This is a genomic window from Paenibacillus sp. B46(2026) (assembly GCF_056786355.1).
This window is the reverse complement of the sequence record NZ_CM165907.1, coordinates 653,763-676,217: the sequence shown is the minus strand read 5'-3', so window position 1 is coordinate 676,217 and position 22,455 is coordinate 653,763. Positions and strand designations below refer to the sequence as shown.

The following is a 22,455-nucleotide window of genomic DNA, read 5'->3' as shown; positions in this document are numbered from 1 at the left end:
GTGTGGTAACTTTCATTCTACACGAATCAGGCTATGAGCCATTTTTTTATTTCCAGTAGGTGTCGCACTTCATATTACAATCTGTCATAGATATAATTAATTGCTCCCTTAATATGACCAGGCATTTGTTCTAATGTACATTTTTGAGCAAGCCGCTGAGAAAAACGTCCTTTTCCAATCCCACTATGTGAAGATTCAATTTGTCTTAAACAGGCCCAATAATCTCCTTTGTTAATATTCTCTTGAAAGTTACTCTTTTGTTTCTCTCCACCTTTTGTTAAATCTTTAAAAAGATTAATAAGAATGTCTCTGCTTTCTTTAGCCTTGGAACATTTAAACATAAGATCAACCTCTGAAGTGTAATTCCCTACAAAAAAACCCTTTTTTCTGAACCGACTGTCTTTATCAGGATACGACTCATCTTCTGTAGCCTCAGATGATTCTATTATATTTAACTCGAGCATAATCTTCTCAACTATTTCCAATCCTAGATACCCGAAATCTTTAATTCCTGAATTGTGTAATCTGTGATACTTCCTTTCTTCATCGACGATTTCATAATAATCTCCATCTGTTATTACAGCATAAGGTATTCCTAGTGAGGAAAGTAATTTTACATAAGGAGAAAAGTTCGTTGAGTTAATGTTACAAACTATAATACCTTTATAATCAAGAGGCTTCTCCATAAGATCAGCAAATTTAGGCACTAAGTATTCTTCTGTAATACCTTCAACTAAAAGGACTCCTCTCCCAAAATATATTTCTCCTCTGTTTGCATCAATATATCGAGCCAGGTCGCTATAGTCTTCAGCTTTTAGACTTAAATTAGCACTTGAACAAGCTTTTGTTTCTTTTTCTCCTTTGTACAGATGCAATATAGATTGTAAAGGAGTGATACTAGCTATATGGGTTGAATGAGTCGTCATCAATACAGAAGTATTGGAATTTTCGAATACATCTCTATATATTGTTCTTTGAATTGCTGGATGTAAGTGTGCTTCAGGCTCTTCAATAGCTAAAATCGTTATTCCTTCGTCTATGGGATTATTCAAATCCATAAACTCATAAAGCTTGGCTTCGAGCCCTTCCACAAGATCACTTTTCAGAGTCATGTTACCTTCCTCGTCTGCTTCGTATGAATCTTTCAAGATGCTTCCCTTGTCTATTTTCTGTAACTCCATAAATAAATCTTTACTGATGAAAGAAGGTATTGTTCTATCCTCAATTGAAAGAAGCATTAAAGTAATATACAGAATATTAGTTAGTCCTAAACTTGAATCTGTAATGGCTCTTCCACCAAGTAATACTTTTAAAGAGCTTAAAACCCTATTAATGCTGACCTCATTTGTTCCTAATTCTATTGAATCCGGTGAAATATCTACAAAGTCTTTAAATCTTAAATTCATTCGGTTATCTAAATCTTTTAATTCTCCCAACGAAAGAACCTGATCATTTTGTTGTTTTATACTTTGGGCAATTGCCTCAAGTTTAGATTTTTCAATATCGTACGCCTTTAACAATACATTAAGAGGCGATTTTTTTGAGTTTTTCAAATCTGCTTCAACATCACGTAATGCTTTAATAACCTTTATATTCAAATATTTCCTATCAGTATGAGTGAATGGGTTATTTTCATTCTCACCTTTGAAAATTCTAAAATTATAACTTTCAACTGCACCATCTTCTCGAAGTTTAGGAAAAAACTGATATGTAATTCTTAATGTCTCTGGAGTAATTTTCAAAGTAGCATCACTTAGTTGACAAAGAATATTTTTGTTGTGTCCGTAGCCTTGAACTTCTAATATTATTTCAATAATTTCTCCGCTCTCCATTGGTTTTTCCAAACCATTATAGAAATCAGACTCTTCTAAATAACGATCATTGTCATTCAAATTAGGATCCAGAATAAGTTGGATAGCTCTCAAAAAGTTAGTTTTTCCAACATTGTTTTCACCAATTAAAACTTGTTTATCACTCATACAAACATCAATTGACTTAAAATTACGATAATTAAGTATTTTCACTCTTGAAATATAAGGGGTTTGCACATATATCATCTCTTTCATTTATAATGTTTAATCTAATTAATACTCGCATGCTACCAACAAAAAAAATCCCTTTCAAGTAAACTCTATACAGTAAATTCTATGTACTTCCAATTTTACCTTGCCAGTTCAAAAGACTCAATAGGATGAGCAAAAAGAACTATCCATTAATACTTTATAATTTACTATTTTACAGTTTAGCTTCTTAAGTAATCCCATTAGATGATCAACACCACCGGCGAATATTTCACCTTTTTCACTCTCCTTTAAGTACAGATAGTATGGACCTTTTAAAAAATATAGAAGATAACACCAAAATTTATACTATCAAGGTTGAGTATTACACTTGAACGCAGTGCAGTAATTCCACCCACTTTCATTTCTTACTTCCGGAGTGTCACAATCCCAATATAGCATTACATCGCCAATACACTTTAAAGCATAATTTCTTATGAATAAATAAATAGGCGCCACTCCACCAGAGTAGCGCCTATCCTTCATTTACCTCTTCTTTATTGTTTCTTGCTACCAGCCATCCATAAACCAACAACCGTTAGAACAGCTCCAACATCCACCATGGTTCCGTAAACAGCGTCCTTTAACACAGAACTTTCTCCACCTATAGCAGATTCTAAGAGTAGAGTAACTACTCCTGCGCTCAATAACTGAAGTAAACTGTTATTCAAATTCTGCCGTGCTTATAACCAATTTAAAATATGAAGTCTCAATGAATTCATTGAGACTTTATATCATTACTCTGTGTTCGTCGCTAATCTGAACCATCAAGTGGTTGGATGGACCTCTATCCAGTTGTATCGTCCAATAAGCGCTCTTTATTTTGCACCTATCGCGGTTCAAGTTCACATTCATACTTCTTAATTAATTACATGTATCATTTAACAGAAACAATAAAAACGAAACCGTCATATAGGTTGAGTACTAGTTATTCGTAAGATCTAAGGTATTCCATGATAAATAGATACTGATAAAAGCCAGGAAAAAGAATGCTATAGCAACCTTACGATTACCCCGCAACTTCACTCCATATGCGACGAAGAAAATAGCGATAGCTAATTTAGAGATGCTTTGATAGTTGCCCTGCTCTGAAAAGGATGAACTGCTAAATACAATTGAAAGTAACAGTGTAGTCAGGATCAATGCTTTAAACCAAAGAGGTTCCCTCCAAAACTGTATATAGAACCTTTTTAACTGTTGCATGATCATCAGCGCCTTACGATTTTATATTCAAAAAATTAATCAAATTCAATTTCCTCGGTCGTTTGTTTTGTTTTTATCTGTTGTAGTGAACTGCTTACACTCATCCACTACAACAGTAATTTAGCCCAGAATTAATACTGTAAAGCTGATCCCGAATTCATAAGGTTTCAATTGAATAACTATGCATAAACATACATTTCTCATCTATTATGACAAAGTTTTCTCATCTATTATGAAAATATTTTCACCAATTATGACAACGCACAATTAAAACAGCACTCAACCTAGATCTTATATGCCTTCATGGCTTTAAACAATTCCTTGAAGGTTGGACGTTTACCATACATCAACACACCTGTGCGATAGATTTTGGCTGCAAGCCATCCGAAGATGATAATGGATACAATGAGAATCGCTAAGGACGTTAAAATCTCCCAGGTTGGCGCAACTCCTGCGCCGATCCGTACCAGAATCGCGGTTGGCGACGTGAATGGAATGAAGCTTGCGATTTTCAACAACAGAATGTTCGGCGTAGAAATACTGAAGATCGCAATATAGAAGGAAACGAGCGACAACATCGTGATCGGCAGAACAGCCTGACCCAGTTCTTCAGTACGGCTTACCATTGAACCAATGGCAGCGAACAACACGGCATACAGGAAGTAACCCAGAATGTAGAATATGAGTCCATATACAATAACCGCAACATTCACATCACTCAGATTCATATCGAAATCGCCTAATACTGCACGGTTATGCGGCAACATGATATTTCCGGCAACAACCGCTCCGAAGATCCCGATTTGCAGCATACCCACCATGAAGATACCGATGATTTTACCAAACATCTGACTGAGCGGTGATACACTTGTAATCAGAATCTCCATAATACGCGAGCTCTTCTCAGCTGTGATCTCGGAGGCAATCATGTTGCCTGTCATCATAGTCGAGGTGAACAGCAGGATGATCAACAAGTACACCACAATATAGTTAATCGGGCTCATCGCACCTTCTGACTCAGTACTGGCTCCACTTTCATCTGTACTCAAGCTTTGCTCGGTGAGCTTCACAGGTGTTGTAATCAGTTCCTTTTGCTCCGCTGTAAGTACATCCTTCACAACCACATCCAGCTTCACACTCTGCAACGCAGCTTCAATGGATGCAATGATCTGAGGTGATACGTCTTCTGCTGAATATAGAATGGGCTGCGGGAACTCCTGACCAGCAACAGCCTCAAACTTCAGATAGCCATCGGTAAGCCCAGCTTCTGCATCTGCTTTGAGCGCCGCCTCATCTTTGTCACCACTCGTAATAAATCGATAGGCCTGATCCCCTTGGGCTGAAGAGAAGCTCTCCAGTTTCTCGGAAACTTCAGGCTGTCCTGTACTCAGAAGACCAATGTTTACAGGATTGCTACTTGAAGCTCCACCGCCAATGGGACCGCCATTGAATAAGGTAATGAAATATGGAACATTGAGTCCTATCGAAATTAAAAGTGCAAGTACAATGGTCGTCACCATGAATGATTTCGTTTTAACTTTGTTTTTGAATGTGAAGCCCGTAATTGTTCCCATTTTATTCATTCGACTCACCTACCTCACGAATAAAGATTTGGTTAAGCGTTGGTTCCTTAAGTTCAAAGTGTTCCACTGTCGTCTGAGTCATGGCTGTTCTCAAAATCTCTTGAGCGGCTTCCACCTGACCAATATGTATCAGGTACCCGCGCTCATTACGCTCAACTTTCTTCACACCAGACAATTGCTCCAGCCCTTCCACAATTCCAACTGTACCCAGGAATACCTGCTCACGTGGATAACGGCTCTTGATCTCCTTGATCTCTCCTTGTACCACAGTGTTGGAACGATGCAAAATGGTGATCTGGCGACATAACTCTTCAACGTGCTCCATACGGTGCGTCGAGAACAGAATGGCCGTGCCTTCGTCCCGCAGTTCCTTGACGGTGGATTTGAGTAACTCCACATTGACAGGATCAAGTCCACTGAATGCCTCATCCAGGATGAGAATCTGCGGTCTATGCACTACGGCAGCAATAAAGCCCATTTTCTGTTGATTACCTTTGGATAACTCCTCAATCTTCTTATCGTAATACTCAGGTACCTCAAACCGGTTCAGCCAGTACTTGAGGCTCTGGTCTGCATCTTTGCCACTCATGCCACGAAGCCGGGCCAGATAATTGATCTGTTCGCTGACCTTCACCTTCGGGTACAATCCGCGTTCTTCCGGAAGGTAACCCATAATCTGTTGTAATTCTGTGCTGTATGACTTGCCATTGTACTGGATGCTACCGCCATCCGGGTGGATCAGTCCAAGCACCATACGCATTGTTGTTGTTTTACCTGCACCATTGGCTCCGAGCAGTCCGTAAATCTCCCCTTCTTTTACATTGAGCGTGACTCCATTAACGGCTGTTTTGTCTGCATATTGCTTGACGACTTGCTTCAATTCCAATCGGTTCATCATTTATCGTCTCCCTTCGGTTATTTCCACTGTACGGGTGCATACCCGGCAATCCAGAATGCCAACACTTCATCCAATTCCAGGTTACGGATTTTCAATACCCGGTTATTGGACAGCTCCAGCCTTTCCTGTGCCTCGCTGACCCGGGTTGTAATTACGCGAACCATATCCCTCTCTTCCAAAGAAGATTCCACAACACCGGGGATACTCTCTGGCCTTAAATCTCCTTCATACCAGACTTCTTTCCACTGATCGAGCACCATATCTTTCTCGGCCATCCCCAGCGACTGACCACGGTGCATCAATACGATGTAATCCGCAAGCCTTTTGACTTCATCAGCTATATGTGTGGCAATCAGAATCGTGGTGTCTCCCTCCGCCATGAAGGTACGGAACTGCTCAACCATCACTTTCCAGGCAAAGGGGTCCAGTCCTGATGAAGGCTCATCTAAAAGCAATAGTCTTGGGCGAGCTGCGATTGCAGCTGCAATCTCGAATTTCCGCCGTTCTCCCTTGGACATCTTGTTCAGCTTCACATCAACAGGTACTTCCATATCGTGAATCAGTTGGTCGAACAACTTCATATCCCAACGTGGGTACCAGTACGCCCGGAAATGGGCTGCTTCCTGTGCTGTTATCCGGTTCTCTTCCGAACCAGCGTTATCTGCCACAAAACCGATCTGTTGTCTCAGTTCAATGGGAAGCGGCCCTTCATGTTCCTTCCCAAACCATATAATCTCTCCGGCATCTGGCAGTACCACTTGTTGCAGCATGTTAAGAAGTGTGCTTTTGCCTGAACCGTTATGACCGAGAATAGCGACTACATACCCTTCCGGGATGGTCAGATCGATCGGGCCAATAACTCTGCGTTTTCGCATTTTGGAGACGCCGTTCAACTGAATTGCTATGGGTTCCATGTATGAATCACTCCCTTACTTCGCGTAAATAGCCTTCAGGACCTCCCGGAACAGGCTCTCCATCTCTTCTTCCGTACACCCTACCGATTTCCCGGACTGCACCGCTGCCTGCATAGCTTCTCTGGCCGCCTTCAATTTATAATTTTCTCGTTCCCCAGCTTCGACCTGAGCCACAAATGTACCCGTTCCCTGCTTCGTACGAAGCAAACCTTCATTCTCCAGATCCTGATAGACCCGTCTAACGGTTATAACACTGCAATTCAGTGATCCAGCGAATTCACGAATGGACGGTAAATGTGTTCCCTCCCCCAATTGACCTGTTATAATTAAAGATCTTAACTGATTTTCAATTTGATGGTATAAAGGCTCAGCGCTATTTTCATTAATTTGAATCGGTATATTCACATCTTGCACCTCGCCCTCCGGTACACTTCAGTCAGTCTGTGACATAACAGCGCCGGTTTCATCCTGTATTCGTACATACGCTCATATCTCATACATTTAACTCAAATCCCGACAGGCCAGCTTCTTCAGTGTCAATCGACTGAATAACCACAATCCCGCCAAGCCAACTAACAAAGCGATCCACATGATCGGAGACAACAGGCTCCATGATTGGCTCATATCTATCACAAGCTGCAATCCATGGCTTCCTGTCATTCGAATTAGAATGGAGATTACCACGGTGAACGGAATGAACAGCATACTGAGAAGTAAATATTTCTTGCCACTGTGCAAAAACTCTCCATAAATATATAAGCCAGTCATGAGAAGCCCGTAACCTGTCCAGGTTATGCTAAAGGCCAGATATTGATCCCATCGGAACCCTTCGAAATGAAGTCCAACCACATATAATGATCCGTAGAAAAAGATACCATTGTACGCAAACGCCATCAGAGACTGCTGGAGCCTGGACCACATCACTGTCTGTTCTGGAATAGGAAGTCTGCGATAATAGGTCAGCATCTGTGTATAGGAATCCTCTTGAATGTAACGAAAGGATCGTCTACTGAACAAGAATCCTTGAAATGGTACCATGATCAAAAAGTAGGCATCTGCAAAAGGATTCAAAAAATCCGTCTGTTGTTGTCCCAATAACATCACACCGCCCATGCTGCCAGTGTATATCATGAAGATTACGGTCCACAGCCATTGGAGCCTATCCTTGTTCATCTCGCTACGGGTCAGCCACCAAGCCTGCTTCCATGCGTTCATATCATTGCCTGCCTTTCCATCTGTCATTAGAGTGCCTTTACTCACTGTGTTTACTGTATATATCAATATACACAGTATACAAACCACTCGCTTATCCCGTCAACCCCTTATTTTCCTGAATCAGGAAAGCAGGATGGGATTCATCTTCGATTTACGTTAAAATAAAACTTGATTCTGAACATACAGAGGTTCATTGTAAAATCATTCACTTAACTGGTACATAGAAAGGATTGATTCATCTATGGATTCGCTGATTGAAATTGGTTTTGTGTTCCTTTTCCTTATCGTGGTCATCTGGCTAATTGTTCGCGTTGAACCCAAACGACATTCTGCCAAAAAAGGCAGACATCGTATGCAGCGTAACAACCGCTATACCGATTCTTCTTCGGCATACCCGGTCATTACCAATGAAGACTCCTATGATCGACATTCCAGACACACACCCGATCACAAACATCACGATTCAGATTCTTCATCAGGCACACATTCTCATCACTACGGTGATAGTGGTAGCAGCAGCGACAGTGGTGGCGGAGACAGTGGGGGTGGCGGGGATTAAACTGATCTCACAAAAACAAAAAAAGGGCTGTACCCGTTATTGTGCATAAACACAATTTCAGATACAGCCCTTTTTCCGTTCTCTAGCACCTGTTAGAAGAAGAGGCCTTGCGATTAAACGAGGTTATAGCCACCAGGCAGACTGCGATTACTGCGGATGGCGCGAATCTCGGCCAGAGTCAGCCGCTCATTCGTAGAGATCAGAGACTCCACGTCATTGCCTCGGATCAGATCATCCAAATCTCTCAAGTTGGTGTTGCCTCGGAAGACCCGGAATCCACCTTGGAAGTTAGGACGTGTAAACACAACCAGTGTTGCATTCGAACTTGTGGAGAAAAAGCGCAGGCTCTCCACCCCGTCCAAAATATTGTCCAGGTTACGAAGACCCGTGTTGCCACGATAGATGCGGCTTCTCCCTCTGTAGTTCTCTTCTGAATACACGGTAAGACGTGGATACGTTTGACTGACGTTGACTGCTTTTTTCATTTTGTTTCCCCCTCTCGAACTCATTCTATGAATGAAGAGAGAGGGAGCGTGGACGAAACATCTGCTAGATTTGTCCATTTTCATATTTTTAGAAGAAATGAGTAGCTTACACCCAAGAAAGCCGATAGTTGGATGTCTTCTTTATACGCCGAGAATGGCTTCCCATACCGGACGTGTATGACCACCAGGATATAACAGATACAAAAGGACATACACGATAACACCTGTCAGTGCTGAGCCGAACCAGATCATGGACGTGAACTTGCCCCAGCGGCGATGTGTTCCGAACTTCTTTTTGAATCCCAGCACCAGTGTGGAGATCCCGAATATGGCAGCCACAGTAGCCAGAATGATATGAAAGATCAGAAATATCCGGTAAAAGATCTCCAGATCCGGGTCCCCGCCCCAAGCCGTATTGCCCACGAATACCGTGCGCGACATATAGATCACAAAGAAGATCAGAGCCGCAATCGCTCCTGCGACCATGGCGGACTGGTGTGCCTCACGTTTGCCCCGAATAATCAGTACCCACCCGATCCCCACCAGTACTGCACTAATCACAATGAAAGAAGTGCTGATCGTGGGTAGCCAAAAATACATATCCATCGTGTGTTCCCCCTCTTGTCAGAACATTGCCTTAATTATTTGGCAGCCGGGTTGAGCGGCCCTCCTGTGCCTCCTGCGGGATATGAATCATCGTCATCTTCCTGTTTCTCTTTCCGATACCATTGGAAAAAGACATAAGCCAGCATGGAGGCAAAAATCCCCTCCTGAATAAACTTCATCACAATGCCACCGACCTGCTGATCTTCTTTCGCCGAAGACAAAAAGTTAAAGAAGGCAGGCCCACCGAATGAGCGAAGTAACGTCGTAGAATCTCCAGATACACAATACCGCATGGCTTCAGCCCATACTGCCGGGTTGCTGTACGTCTGATACAACGGCTCGGACGCAAAGATAATCAATCCACACGCAGGCGTAAGCAGCACCATATTCAGAAATATAAAACCGATCTTGGATAACCCTGATGCTTGTCTGCCTTCTGGCAACGGATTAAGCAATGTCCACCACATGAGCATGGAGGTAATGAACAGCGCAATATAATACAACCGGTGAACGGTAAAATTCAGCATAACGTAGTCATGTACAATCGGCAGGTGATACAGCGAGAACAACCCGTTAAAGAGCACTGCCGCAACGATCGGATGAGCCAGGAACGAAAGCTGGCGTGTTGGTAACCAACGTACGATTCTGCGCCACACCCAGATCGGTAATCCTTTCATCATCAGCGGCGGAGCTACCAGATATGAGAACGCCATGCTCACCATATGGAAGCTAAACATCACGTGACCAAGCAGATTAAAAGGCCCAGCTTGAGCCAGATACAGGACGAACAGCCCTGTAATAAACATGATTTTCTGTGCAGCACTCGCTGGCTCTGCATCCTTTATTTGCTCGCTTAACGGTCCGACAAGCACTAAGTAGGCTGCAGCAATGATCAGAAATAAAGCCAATATAAACGGACTCCACAAGTCGTTGAAGCTAAAGTATTGCAACCCGAGCATACGGGAAACCTCCCCGTGACCTAATTTGATTGTTGCCAATATTCCTCTGAGAAGTTCCATTCGCCAAAAAGGGGAAAAGACGGCGGCAATGCGCCGCCGCCATCTCTTTTACCACCAGACCCAATAGAGTGCCATAATAATGCACGTAAAGGCTACGAAAAAACCAAAGGCCATGAACAGAATCGGCATCAAATGCCCTTTGTCCTTCATGTGCATCCAGTAACCTAATTGAACAAATACCTGAAGAATAGCCATGACGAGCAAAATAATAATCGTAAAGGTCGTGTTGACCCCTCCGGCAGAAGCGGCCGCAAATGCAATCAGCGTGAGAATAATGGAGAAAATAAACACCACGACATGTTTCTGTGGCCCTTCCGTCCGGTGACGGTGTTTCACAGGTTGTTGATCTGTCTTATCCTGTGCCGACATGTATTAGCCCACCTTTCCGAGCAGGTACACGACCGTAAAGATGAACACCCAGACCACGTCAATAAAATGCCAGTACATTGCGGAGACGTATACTTTAGGTGCAGTTACGACCGTCAATCCTTTTTTGAACAGCTGCCCGATAATGATTCCGATCCATACAATACCGAAAGCAACGTGGGCTCCGTGGAACCCGACCAGTGTATAAAATGCTGAACTGAATGCACTTGTGGTCATACCGAACTCTTTATGTTTCACATACTCATAGAACTCGTATATTTCCAGTGCGAGAAATCCCATACCCAGTACCACTGTGATGCCCAGCCACAATGCCAGTGCATCTCGTTTGCCCTTATGCATAGCCTGAATGGCAAATACACTTGTCAAACTACTGACCAGGAGAATGAACGTTGCAGCTGCCACAAGTGGCAGGTGGAACAGTTCATTCGCCGTAGGTCCACCATTGGTTTGGCCACGAAGAGCCAGGAAGGTAGCAAAGAGTGTACCGAACAGTACCGTCTCGCCGCCAAGGAACAACCAGAAGGCAATAAGCTTGTTACGTCCTTCCAGCGTTGCTTTCTCCGGTTCATGCGGCAATTTGTCGTTCACCGGTTCGGCATGTGAGGTTGTCATGTTCTAGCCCCCTTCTCATCCTGATCCTCCGGTTCAATATGCCAGCCATGATCATCATATAGTGAACGAAGTGCCATTGCGCCGAAAGTGATTACGAGACCAATAATAACTACAATATAATTGTTGAAAATGACATTCATAAACGCATTTCCAAATTCATCCTTGCTGAACATCAAGCCAAGTCCTGCAATAAAGATACCTACTGACATCACAAACGGCAACGGCGTTGCTGAAGGCATATGAATCGAACCTACAGGTTCTGCCGGTGTCATCTCCGTATTGCCTGCCATCTTTTCCTTCCAATAAGCATCAATTCCGCGTACCAGCGGAGTCTGCTTGAAGTTATATTCCGGCGGCGGAGATGGAATGGACCATTCCAGTGTACGGCCGTCTTCCCACGGATCGTTCGGCGCACCAGCTGGTTTTCTCGTTGTAATCACGATGTTCACGAGGAACATGATAACCCCAACACCCATTAGAAATGCACCGACGGAACTGACCAGATTGAGCAGGTCAAAGTCCTGATTCGGCAAGTATGTAACGATCCGGCGCTGCATCCCCATCAGACCGAGGAAATGCTGTACAAAGAACGTTAATTGGAAACCGATCATAAATGTCCAGAATGTCCATTTGCCCAGTGTTTCGCTTAGAATACGTCCGAACATCTTCGGCCACCAGTAATGCAATCCCGAGAACAATCCAAGAACCAGTCCCCCTACAATAACGTAGTGAAAGTGGGCCACAACAAAGTACGTATCATGGAACTGGAAATCCGCCGGAGCAGATGCCAGCATAACGCCTGTAACGCCACCCATAACGAAGGTTGGGACGAAACCAACTGCGAACAGATTTGCCGCTGTAAAACGGATCTGTCCACCCCACATCGTAAAGAGCCAGTTAAAGATCTTGATCCCCGTAGGTACGGCAATCAACATCGTTGAGATGGAGAAAAGCGCGTTAGCTACATTACCCAGACCTGTTGTAAACATGTGATGCGCCCAGACCATGAAGCCAAGGAAGGCAATCAAGATGGTAGCAAATACCATAGAGCTGTATCCAAACAACCGTTTACGCGAGAAGGTTGGAATAACCTCCGAGATAATACCAAATGCCGGCAAAATAAGAATGTATACCTCCGGGTGCCCAAAGATCCAGAAGATGTGCTGCCAAAGTACCGGGTTACCGCCACCTGCAACATCGAAGAAATTCGCTCCCAGAATACGATCAAATGTTAAGAGTACAAGTCCTACCGTGATGGCAGGAAAAGCAAAAAGGATAATGGCCGATGTAATAAATGTCGTCCATGTAAACATCGGCATCCGCATGTAAGACATGCCCGGAGCACGCATTGTAATAATCGTAGCGAGAAAGTTAATGCCCCCGATAAGTGTCCCCAGACCCGCGATCTGAAGACCTATGGTGTAGAAATCCACGCCATGCGTTCCACTATATTCACTGCCCGAAAGCGGCGTATATGAAGTCCAGCCCGCATCCGGTGCTCCGCCCATAACCCAGCTCAGGTTCAGCAACAGTCCACCAAACAGGAATGTCCAGAAACCGAGCGCGTTAAGAAACGGAAAGGCAACGTCCCGTGCCCCGATCTGTAAAGGCACAACAGCATTCATAATGGCAAATATAAGTGGCATGACACCAAGGAAAATCATCGTTGTTCCGTGCATGGTAATCAATTCGTTGAAGACTTGTGCTGATACAAAATCATTCATCGGTTTCATCAGTTGAATCCGAATCAAAATGGCTTCAATGCCGCCGATTCCGAAGAAAAATCCACCCGCAACCAAATAAAGAATGGCGATTTTTTTGTGATCGACGGTGGTGATCCAATCCATCAAGCCCCTGTACCTCTTGACGCTATGCGCATGAGCCAAGGTTGTGTACCCCCTTCTTCGTCCTTGCTGTTCTATTCATAGTCCAATTTGTAGTTGGCCAGATATTCGGCAATTCCGTCGATTTCTTCATCCGTCAACCCAAGATCTTTGGGATTCGGCATGGTATTGCCCGGCTTCACGGATTGTGGATCATGGAGCCATTCTTTCATGTTATCCAGTACCGGATTACCTTCTTCCTGCCCCTCACGATAATTCAGCAGAATGCCTGCGACAGATTCTTTGCCGCCGATTCCCGTCAGGTCAGGTGCAACAGGTCCACCTTGATCACCAACAGCGTGGCAAGAAAGGCAGTTTGTTTTGAACTTTTCGGCCAATTGAGCATCTTCAGGAAGGACTGCGGGTGCTTTCATCTGGTTCACCCATCTGTCAAAGGATTCCTGACTCACTGCTTTTACCTTAAATTCCATGAAAGCATGCGATCTGCCACATAATTCGGCACATTTACCGCGGTAAACGCCTTCATTTGGTGCAGAGAAACTGAACTTGTTAAGCGTTCCATCCGGGTTTGTGTCCATTTTTCCCGCAAGTGACGGCACCCAGAAGGAGTGAAGCACGTCAGCGGTTTTCAATTCGAATGCGATTTTGGTTCCGGTCGGGATGATGAGATCTTGAGCGGTGGTTACGTCATATTGAGGATAAGTGAATTCCCACCAGTACTGATGCGAGGTGACTTGGACCTTAAGTGCATTTTTGTCATTAGACAGATCTTCGCCTTGGGCAAAAATCGTTTGTACCGTCGGTACTGCCAGAACAATAACCAGCAATAACGGAATGGCTGTCCATATTACTTCCAGCTTGAAATTACCTTCAACCTGTTCGGGCATCTCAGTCTGCCCGGCCCGTCTGCGAAACCGGATCAGGACATAGGCCGCTATGGCGAATACAATGATGAGCACCACGATCATAATCGCGATGGACAGCTTCATCAGATCGTATTGGCCTTGCGCCACAGGACCCTGAGGTTTCATTACCGACAAGTCTTCCCGCCCGCATGCGGATAGCAGCAAAGAGAACACCGCCAGCAAGGGGAGAATTCGCTTTGCAACCTGCCACTGTTTCATCATTGATCTACCCCACTTTTTTACGTTTTCGTAGATTACCGTTGTCGTTCGGTAGAAAGGCAACAAAAGGTACGTTTCAGCACGATACGCATAATCCTCTTCGTCATACAGAACGCTTACAAAAATAACGCTTCCAGTACTCCCGTCATTTCCTGCTCAGGGCATGTCTGCGCATTCTTCCAATTCATTCTATATGCTTCAATCACTTATTAAATATAAGTTGAGGGTATGATTTTGTCAATCTTTGGACACATGTTCACAAATTGTTCACTTTATGTAAAAAACCGCTCTGTAACTTGATTTGTAAACGATTTCAGTTAAAAATATTACTCTCTACATTTGAAAATTTTTGCCAAATTTCGGTGATAAAACTTGATAAATTGGTGATTTTCCTCACATTGAAAACATGCGGTATTATGCAAAAGAAAGGTTCATTTTTATGGGAAACATCTCCCATATCAATCCAGAAGCCAGGCATACCGCTCCATACTGCTTTAATTAAGTCCTAAAACAGCATGGAGCATTCCTGAGAAGTTCAACTCAAGTTATCCTCTTCACTGACCTTATCTCACGTACCGTTGGTCAGGATCAAAGGGCCATCCCCAGTTATGGCAACGGTATGTTCATACTGAACGCCCCAGCTGCCATCTACTGTTCTCACGGTCCACCCATCCTCATCCCATACAACGGCTCCTGAACTGCCTTTCGTAAAGATCGGCTCAATGGTAATGACCATGCCCTCGGTGAGCATTATGCCCGTTCTGCGTTTGCCATAGGGCAGTACATTGGGCGGTTCATGAATATATTGACCAATCCCATGACCAATGAGGGGCTTCACAATCCCATACCGATATAGTCGGGCTGTTCGTTCAATGGCGCTTCCAATATCTCCGAGCGTATTGCCTGGGACTGCCTGTGCTATGGCTCGCTCAAGTGCTTTCTCCGTGCGCCTCATCAGCTTGCGAATGGATCTGCTTGGTTCACCAATTCCATATGTCCAGGCCGAGTCAGCAAGCCAGCTATCTTTGTTCACCACCATATCGATGGTCACTACATCCCCGCTTGCCAGCGCCTCATTGCTCGGAAATCCGTGGCACACCACTTCATTGACGGAGGCACAAGTCGCGTATGGATATCCTTTATACCCTTTTTGCTCTGGTGTGGCCCCATGTTCTGCGAGGAAATCTTCGACTCGCTCATTGATCTCTGCTGTTGTGATGCCGGGGACCATCCACTGCTCAATATGTTGGTGACAGCTTCGCAAAATTCGTCCTGCTTCCCGCATGTAGCCGATCTCTTCTTTGGTTTTCAAAATAGGGTCCACAGGCTTTCATCCTTCCCGCTGTAGGTGTACTTCCATATATATGCAGCAGGAACGCAAAAAAAAACCGCCTGCCGGAGCTTAACGCCCGGGAGACGGTTCTATTCATTATCGGAACAGTATAATCAGAGTTGTGTGTTCATGTTTCAGGACACGGAAGAATCCATCTTGACAAGCTCATGCTCAACCACAGAAGTCAATTCTTCCTCATATCCACCCGTAATCCGGTATTTCCTCACGTACTCCTTCACGAATTTTTTTGGATCTTTAGGACGGAAAATCCGAGTCATTTCCCTCAAACTTTCTTTGACCTCATTGTGACCTTTCGTTGCCATTGTAATTCCCTCCCAAAACGTTGAAAGTGAATGCTCCGTTTAGAGAATGCCGAATAAGTCTTAAATGCCATCCATGAAGTTGTGTGCGCGGCTTAAAGCAAGCTTTAGGTCGGGAACCTCGCTGATAGCAAGTACCTGACACTATAAATACCCGATATGATTCGGAATGAATCATAATCTTATTGTAGCATATTCGGAAGTATCTTACGACTTGACGATTTCCTCTAATAAATATAACGGTTCTTATGCCCAAAAAGTTTAATTCCGAATCATATGTAGTGCTTGCGAACATTCTATTCGGAATTAATATATCCAGCATAACACTCAACTATTCGGGGGATATTATCACGGACAACCCATACAGTTAAATTACTGGTATCCAAAGGAGGCGTCGTCTCATGGACCGCAAAGAACAGGATATGCTGCCCCTTTCGCATGAAAAGGTGGAAGTAGACGGAGTTTACATCAACGAAGCCGGACGTGAGGAACATCTGCACCGGGGGCAACACTTCCCGGCTGACCCCGTTCTAGGCAAGTCGGAATGGAAACTGGTCGAATATGCATTTGATAATCACCACGAAGGTCGTACCGATGAACGTTTGGTACCCAAAGAAGACGATACCGACAAAAAAGGCAAGATCGACAGCCCACGCAGACAGTTTCAGGGTGGATAATTTTGTTTGTTAAAAGTATGTTGAGCTAGAAAAATACAAGGGCAGTACACGCCATATATCGGCTGTTGCTGTCCTTGTTTCATTTTAAGATAAATCCTCGAAACTCTTTGGTTAATTTCCCCTTAAATCACTCAGCAGGATTTTCTGGGAGCTCTGCTCCAATAGACGAAACTCCTCGTTAATTTTCCGTTCTCTGGCTGCATCAGGCCGATAACCAGGAATCATTACCCAATGCTCTCTTATCAATTCAATTCGATACATTGTTGGAGGGTGATAAGCATGATCCTGGGTATCACGCGTTACCTGCAAACGTTGAAGTCGAAGAATCTCTTGGCTTGGAACGGCAGAAATACGACTTCTGAATTCCTCATACAATTCCTTGTTGTACTGATATTCTGCCACTTGCTCAGCTGTAAGCGCAAAGAGGCCTGCCATCTCGGACTTCAAAAACAAAGACTCTATTGCTTTACTTCCAGCTGTCTCCGAAGCTTCATGATCTGCGATGTAGAAAGCTCGCTGCATCTCAGGCCTCATGCTCCAAAGTAATAAGACATATATCCCACCAACAATGGCAAGCAACAATAAGCGAAATATGATAATTGGGAATACCACCCAAGTTAATAAACCGCTTCCCTCCGGATTGATCGTGTCGAGCCAGGAATGTAGTACGTGTTTGGCACGTTCAACGAAAGAGCTATTAGATATATTGGGGTGTGCCAACTGACTCATTTGTTGACTAATTGCGGCTACCTTCTCCTCTAATGTCAGAGCTGCAAACAAAGGGATCCCCAAGACGATCGCTCTCTTTTTTCTTTTGAGATGTAGTACGTACCCGTTATATTCCTCATTGACGATAATCATATCCACAGGCTGAACATTCATATGCTCCCCAATTTATGGAATATTTTGAATATGTAGAAAGTCTCAAATTGTATGTGTATACGCACTTAAATTTTCAAATGAATCTATAGTCTCACTTGTTTACCTATATTGTGTCTTCCCTTTTCTTTTGTCCGTCTGGAACATTCCTTGACCAAACCGGTTCAGTTCTGTCCATCTCCTTCATAGCCTAGTTAAAAAGGACAAAGGAGGCTGGACCGGATGTCCCCCATGAAATCGTCTAGCGGTCTGGATGAAAATATTGCCGGTATGCTCTGTTATCTGTTTACCTTTGTAGGAGGAATTGTCTTTCTCGCTGTAGAGAAGCGGAGTCGATTCGTGTTATTCCATGCGCTGCAATCTGTAACGGTCTTTGGCATCATTATGGTCGGGCATGTATTATCGGCTTTTCTTCCGTTGTTTGGCCCCCTCGTGGCATCGCTATTATCACTGCTTGGTGTGGTGGTCTGGCTTATTATGGTCGTCACCAGCCTGCAGGGGAAATGGCTGAAGCTGCCGTGGGTTGGCGATTTTGCAGAGAAACAGTTACGTCATCTGTAACTTCAGGAAGAAGGTACAAGTGTTCCAAAAAGAAAAGAGGATCCATTTCCGTTCAACCGGATGTGGATCCTCTTTGATTATAACGAGGGAAACGAGTCAACCTCTCGCCCTTGTGTCATGAACACGTGGCTCAGAATGCTTTTTACGGATCGGAATGAAACTTAGATAGGTACCACATCTCCATACCCATTCCAGCGGCCCATACTGGAACCAGCGCATCCACAGATTACTGGCGATGACTTGTACAATAACCATACCAATGCACACAAGGGTAGACACCGTATACGATACAGCAGCATCTGCAAATATGAGTTGGTATACCATCAACAAAATGATGGTCTGTGCGATGTAATTGGTCAGGGCCATTCGTCCGAATGCATGCAGGGGACTTAACATTTTGGCAAAGGTCATGTTCTGGTTCAATCTCAGTAATGTACTTAGATAAAAGATGGATACCACCGGCCCAATTGCCACACCGATATGTTCTAATCGAAAAGCGGCATCCATATTGGCTTGCTCAGCGGCAGGCAGGCTCGCACCAATCACTTCGTATAGAAATGGACTCATCGCATCCGGAGGAGCAACCCACCACATGATACCGATCCCCACGATAGAAGCGATGAATGAAATGAACCAGATTCTGCCCAGATACGGAAGTTCTTTCTGGATCTTCTCCATCAGTTGATATTGACCTGCAGACAATCCCAGTATAATTAAAAAAGGAATCGTTAGCATCTTGACACCTATAGCGGCGGCTGCAATAAATCCCACCACACCGATCACCAAATTCACAGTTCGAGGTGCCCAATATAACGGAATGACAACCAGCCCTATGATGGCATAAAGAAATAAAGCTTCTCCAGACTGATACTGTTGATGAATATATCCCAACGCTAATAAAATAAACATCCTGCGTATATAGAGAAACAGCTTGGGTTGACCTTTGGCAGCTGCCCGGCTTAGAAAAAGATAAAATCCAAGGCCAAATAAAAAACAGAAGATATCGTAAAATCGTGCCTCCACCAAAAAATACAATGCTCGTTGGATCCAAACATCTACACGAGTATCCGGCTTCAACATAAACCACAATGCCAATATATTTACGAATGGTAGGCCTATCAAGGAAAACCCTCGAAACAAATCCAGAAACTTCATTCGATTTTGTTTTAATACAGGTTGATGATTCATCGTTCCTCCCAGTGAAATTATTGTTATTTAATCAAGAAGCGATTGGATCGCTTATCTCTTGGCTGTATACCCCCGTGCATGATAACAGTCTATCCTTCATACAACGTGCCTTGCCATCGAATTAGGTGAATAACTTCTTACATCCGGCATAAGGTCTTGTTCCTGTATTGTTCCTGTATAGCACAGTGGTATATTAGACATCTGTGCTGATATCAAACAAAACAAAAAAAACACCGAAAACACGACTCTGCTGAGCCTGTATCTTCGGTGTTTTGCATCTAAAGAGGGCTTGTTCATGTGGTTGAACATTCACAGCATAAAATGATATATGTCATAAACCATTCATGCTGTATATCATCATGATTAACCTGATTCATTATTCATCTTGTGAATCGTGTGTTTATAACAGTTAACATAACAATCCTGCTGGATGATAATTCTAGCCTAATTCGGCTAATTAAGCTGACTTGCCTGTTTCTCCAAGGATGGCATCTGCCTGTTGTTCAGCCATCTTGGCAGCCGTTTCCTTGGTACCAAGACCATTGAACAGCAGGTTCATAAAGATCGCCGTGAAGCTGCCTGCAATGATACCATTGCCGAGCATAATCTGAGCCCAAGCCGGTGCACCTGCGAACAACTCAGGTACAACGGTAACCCCCAAGCCCATACCTACAGAACAAGCGATGACAAACAGATTCTCATGACGGTTCAGATCGACCTGACTACCGATGATTCGGATACCGGATGATACCACCATGCCAAACAAGGCCACCATGGCTCCGCCAAGAACTGCCCCTGGAACGAGCTGTGCGAGCGCTGCAATCTTCGGCACAAATCCGATGACCACCAGGAGTCCACCGGCCACAACAATGACATCACGCGTCTTCACACGTGTCATCTGTACAAGTCCTACATTTTGCGAATACGTTGTATATGGAAACGAGTTGAAAATACCACCTAACACAATGGCCAAACCCTCTGCACGATAACCGCGGGCCAGATCCTTGGAAGACAGGTCCTTGTCCAGGATTTTGCCCAGAGCCATAAATACACCTGTGGACTCGGCAACGCTGACAATCGCCACCAGAATCATCGTCAGCATCGGTACAATCTCAAATGTCGGTCTGCCGAAGTAAAACGGTTGAACAACATGGAACCAACTTGCATCGCGAATAGGGGCAAAGTTCACTTCACCCATGAACCCTGCTGCCACTGTACCTACCAGCAGACCAATCAGTACCGAGATGGAACGGATAAAACCTGTAGTGAATCGAGTCATTAGAATGATAAAGAGCAGCACGCCGAAACCGAGTAACAAGTTCACTCCGCTGCCGAAATCTTCTGACCCCTGACCGCCGCCCAGATCGTGGAAAGCAACCGGAATCAAAGTTAGACCGATAATCGTAACCACCGAACCCGTGACCACCGGTGGAAAGAGCCGAATAAGCTTCCCAAAGATTCCGGAGAAGATCAATACGAACAGCCCTGAGGCAATAATCGCTCCGTAAATGGCAGATACTCCACTGTTCATCCCGATTAGGATCATCGGAGACACGGCCTGGAATGCACAACCGAGCATGACGGGCAGCCCTACGCCGAAATATTTATTTCCCCATACCTGAAGCAGTGTAGCCACACCACATGCGAGCAGGTCAATGGCAATAAGATAGGTTAGTTGTTCCTGTGTAAAGCCCAATGCGTTACTGACGATCAATGGGACAACGACGGCTCCTGCATACATCGCAAGCACGTGTTGAAGTCCGAGGGAGAACGTTTTGATTGGATGCCGATGCCGCTGAAAAATACGTTCGCGTGCCATATTAGTTCATGCCCTCCTCTTCCGCAAATGTAACCTGTCCATCCGACAGGGCCCCAATGCGAACCAGCGATTCCACACGGTATCCTGCTTCTTTCAGCAAGCGACCTCCTGGCTGGAATGCTTTTTCAATAACGATACCGATACCAACCACTTCTGCTCCGACCTGCTCCACAATGCGGGCCAGACCAAATGCCGCTTCACCATTTGCCAGAAAATCATCAATGATCAGCACGCGATCACCAGGCTTCATGAATTTCTTGGCTACGGTGATTTCATTCGTCTCCTGCTTGGTGAAAGAGTATACTTTCTCCACCAGAATGTCTTCCGTCAGTGTGAGTGACTTCTGCTTCCGTGCAAAAATCAGCGGTACATTCAGTTCCAACGCGGTCATGATGCCTGGTGCAATTCCTGACGACTCAATCGTCAGCACACGAGTAATATTCTCGCCTTCAAAGCGGCGAATGAATTCCTTGCCCACTTCCTTCATCAGAACCGGGTCCATCTGGTGGTTCAGGAATGAATCCACTTTGAGTACTTGCTCGGACAGGACAATGCCTTCCTGTCTTACCTTGTCTTTTAACAATTGCATGCAATTCTTCCCCCTGAATGCCCTCTACACAGAAACCTACATGCCAATCCAATCACATGGTAAAAAAACAAAAAAACCGCCTTTTCACACGCTGCGGAAAAACCGGAGACGGGAAAGACGGACTTGTACGTATATGGACAAGCCGTATGGATGCTGCAAGTGCCTTGAAGGACAGAAAGAGACATGATGTCACTCTGACACGTCAAACTCCAAACAGTCTATTCAGGATCAGATGTGAAGCTACCTGAACCTGCTTTGCAGTCAAACTGTCTGAGAATGATCTCATTCCAACCATACAAAATGTTGCAGCATCTTTCCCGTAGTCCGATCATTCCGGTGATCGGGTAGAGACATGCAGGCCTATTCCTGCACATATACGAGTAACGGCATATTTAATTTTTGGCTCCATGATTCGTTACAATGTATGATCGCGAACCTGAATATAAATGGTTAAACATAACTGACAATGTTAGAAGTATACCGAATCGACGGCGTGAAATAAAGAAGTATTTTCATGGAAATTGCGGAAACTTGTCTTAATTTGCAAACAAAGGGTGATTGGAATGTGTTTTTTATGTAC

At 44.3% G+C, this 22,455-nt stretch carries 22 protein-coding genes and 1 riboswitch; of the genes, 3 read left to right on the top strand and 19 right to left on the bottom strand.

Going from position 1 to position 22,455, the window contains the following annotated elements; translation table 11 throughout:
- Positions 1–74 precede the first annotated feature (74 nt).
- The 6 genes from AC1S8V_RS03185 to AC1S8V_RS03160 form a co-directional block, all read right to left on the bottom strand.
- Positions 75–2,066: an AAA family ATPase gene (locus AC1S8V_RS03185; protein WP_482072398.1), complete on the bottom strand. Its 1,992-nt coding sequence runs from the start codon at positions 2,064–2,066 to the stop codon at positions 75–77.
- Positions 2,067–3,547: 1,481 nt separating this feature from the next.
- Positions 3,548–4,846 carry an ABC transporter permease gene (locus tag AC1S8V_RS03180; RefSeq protein ID WP_482072397.1) on the bottom strand — a complete coding sequence of 433 codons (1,299 nt, stop codon included), beginning with the start codon at positions 4,844–4,846 and terminating at the stop codon, positions 3,548–3,550.
- Entirely contained in the window at positions 4,839–5,741 is a 903-nt protein-coding gene (locus tag AC1S8V_RS03175) for an ABC transporter ATP-binding protein (protein WP_482074374.1), read from the bottom strand. Before AC1S8V_RS03175 ends, AC1S8V_RS03180 begins: the two co-directional genes overlap by 8 nt.
- A 20-nt stretch (positions 5,742–5,761) precedes the next feature.
- Positions 5,762–6,658 carry an ATP-binding cassette domain-containing protein gene (locus AC1S8V_RS03170; RefSeq protein WP_482072396.1) on the bottom strand — a complete coding sequence of 299 codons (897 nt, stop codon included), beginning with the start codon at positions 6,656–6,658 and terminating at the stop codon, positions 5,762–5,764.
- Positions 6,659–6,673: 15 nt separating this feature from the next.
- Positions 6,674–7,063, bottom strand: coding sequence for a GntR family transcriptional regulator (locus AC1S8V_RS03165; RefSeq protein ID WP_458461851.1), 390 nt, complete (start codon positions 7,061–7,063; stop codon positions 6,674–6,676).
- A gap of 96 nt (positions 7,064–7,159) precedes the next feature.
- Positions 7,160–7,873: a hypothetical protein gene (locus tag AC1S8V_RS03160; RefSeq protein ID WP_482072395.1), complete on the bottom strand. Its 714-nt coding sequence runs from the start codon at positions 7,871–7,873 to the stop codon at positions 7,160–7,162.
- A gap of 241 nt (positions 7,874–8,114) precedes the next feature.
- On the opposite strand from AC1S8V_RS03160, the gene AC1S8V_RS03155 reads away from it, so the two are divergent.
- Positions 8,115–8,432 carry a hypothetical protein gene (locus AC1S8V_RS03155; RefSeq protein WP_482072394.1) on the top strand — a complete coding sequence of 106 codons (318 nt, stop codon included), beginning with the start codon at positions 8,115–8,117 and terminating at the stop codon, positions 8,430–8,432.
- 113 nt (positions 8,433–8,545) lie between these two features.
- Here AC1S8V_RS03155 and AC1S8V_RS03150 read toward each other — a convergent pair whose 3' ends face one another.
- The 9 genes from AC1S8V_RS03150 to AC1S8V_RS03110 form a co-directional block, all read right to left on the bottom strand.
- Positions 8,546–8,917 (bottom strand): hypothetical protein, encoded by a 372-nt coding sequence (locus tag AC1S8V_RS03150; RefSeq protein ID WP_482072393.1) that lies wholly within the window; start codon positions 8,915–8,917, stop codon positions 8,546–8,548.
- A 141-nt stretch (positions 8,918–9,058) separates the two neighbouring features.
- Complete coding sequence (locus AC1S8V_RS03145) at positions 9,059–9,523, bottom strand: DUF420 domain-containing protein (RefSeq protein WP_482072392.1); 465 nt, start codon at positions 9,521–9,523, stop codon at positions 9,059–9,061.
- A gap of 35 nt (positions 9,524–9,558) precedes the next feature.
- A complete protein-coding gene (gene ctaG / locus AC1S8V_RS03140) occupies positions 9,559–10,482 on the bottom strand; it encodes a cytochrome c oxidase assembly factor CtaG (protein ID WP_482072391.1) in 924 nt (307 codons plus the stop codon).
- Positions 10,483–10,590: 108 nt separating this feature from the next.
- Positions 10,591–10,911, bottom strand: coding sequence for a cytochrome C oxidase subunit IV family protein (locus tag AC1S8V_RS03135; RefSeq protein ID WP_076332731.1), 321 nt, complete (start codon positions 10,909–10,911; stop codon positions 10,591–10,593).
- A gap of 3 nt (positions 10,912–10,914) precedes the next feature.
- On the bottom strand, positions 10,915–11,541 hold the full coding sequence (locus AC1S8V_RS03130) for a cytochrome c oxidase subunit 3 (protein ID WP_482072390.1): 627 nt from the start codon (positions 11,539–11,541) through the stop codon (positions 10,915–10,917).
- Complete coding sequence (ctaD, locus tag AC1S8V_RS03125) at positions 11,538–13,388, bottom strand: cytochrome c oxidase subunit I (RefSeq protein ID WP_482074373.1); 1,851 nt, start codon at positions 13,386–13,388, stop codon at positions 11,538–11,540. Before ctaD ends, AC1S8V_RS03130 begins: the two co-directional genes overlap by 4 nt.
- Positions 13,389–13,459: 71 nt before the next feature.
- Positions 13,460–14,512 carry a cytochrome c oxidase subunit II gene (gene coxB, locus AC1S8V_RS03120; RefSeq protein WP_062837334.1) on the bottom strand — a complete coding sequence of 351 codons (1,053 nt, stop codon included), beginning with the start codon at positions 14,510–14,512 and terminating at the stop codon, positions 13,460–13,462.
- A gap of 565 nt (positions 14,513–15,077) precedes the next feature.
- Positions 15,078–15,821 carry a type I methionyl aminopeptidase gene (map, locus tag AC1S8V_RS03115; protein ID WP_482072389.1) on the bottom strand — a complete coding sequence of 248 codons (744 nt, stop codon included), beginning with the start codon at positions 15,819–15,821 and terminating at the stop codon, positions 15,078–15,080.
- 155 nt (positions 15,822–15,976) lie between these two features.
- Positions 15,977–16,165: a hypothetical protein gene (locus AC1S8V_RS03110; RefSeq protein WP_017690840.1), complete on the bottom strand. Its 189-nt coding sequence runs from the start codon at positions 16,163–16,165 to the stop codon at positions 15,977–15,979.
- Positions 16,166–16,563: 398 nt separating this feature from the next.
- Here AC1S8V_RS03110 and AC1S8V_RS03105 point away from each other — a divergent pair, with 398 nt between their 5' ends.
- Positions 16,564–16,839 carry a transposase gene (locus AC1S8V_RS03105; protein WP_482072388.1) on the top strand — a complete coding sequence of 92 codons (276 nt, stop codon included), beginning with the start codon at positions 16,564–16,566 and terminating at the stop codon, positions 16,837–16,839.
- Between the two features lie 111 nt (positions 16,840–16,950).
- On the opposite strand, the gene AC1S8V_RS03100 is transcribed toward AC1S8V_RS03105, so the two are convergent.
- Positions 16,951–17,706 carry a hypothetical protein gene (locus AC1S8V_RS03100; RefSeq protein WP_482072387.1) on the bottom strand — a complete coding sequence of 252 codons (756 nt, stop codon included), beginning with the start codon at positions 17,704–17,706 and terminating at the stop codon, positions 16,951–16,953.
- 234 nt (positions 17,707–17,940) lie between these two features.
- Here AC1S8V_RS03100 and AC1S8V_RS03095 point away from each other — a divergent pair, with 234 nt between their 5' ends.
- Entirely contained in the window at positions 17,941–18,279 is a 339-nt protein-coding gene (locus tag AC1S8V_RS03095) for a DUF4870 domain-containing protein (protein ID WP_047840268.1), read from the top strand.
- A 96-nt stretch (positions 18,280–18,375) separates the two neighbouring features.
- Here the strand turns inward: AC1S8V_RS03095 and AC1S8V_RS03090 are convergent, their stop codons facing one another.
- From AC1S8V_RS03090 to AC1S8V_RS03080, 3 genes are all read right to left on the bottom strand, one after another.
- Positions 18,376–19,302, bottom strand: a complete 927-nt coding sequence (locus AC1S8V_RS03090) for a DUF418 domain-containing protein (protein WP_482072386.1) — start codon at positions 19,300–19,302, stop codon at positions 18,376–18,378.
- Positions 19,303–19,924: 622 nt separating this feature from the next.
- Positions 19,925–21,286, bottom strand: a complete 1,362-nt coding sequence (locus AC1S8V_RS03085) for a nucleobase:cation symporter-2 family protein (protein WP_482072385.1) — start codon at positions 21,284–21,286, stop codon at positions 19,925–19,927.
- Position 21,287: 1 nt separating this feature from the next.
- A complete protein-coding gene (locus tag AC1S8V_RS03080; protein WP_482072384.1) occupies positions 21,288–21,875 on the bottom strand; it encodes a xanthine phosphoribosyltransferase in 588 nt (195 codons plus the stop codon).
- A gap of 300 nt (positions 21,876–22,175) precedes the next feature.
- Positions 22,176–22,275: riboswitch (purine riboswitch) on the bottom strand.
- Positions 22,276–22,455 lie beyond the last annotated feature (180 nt).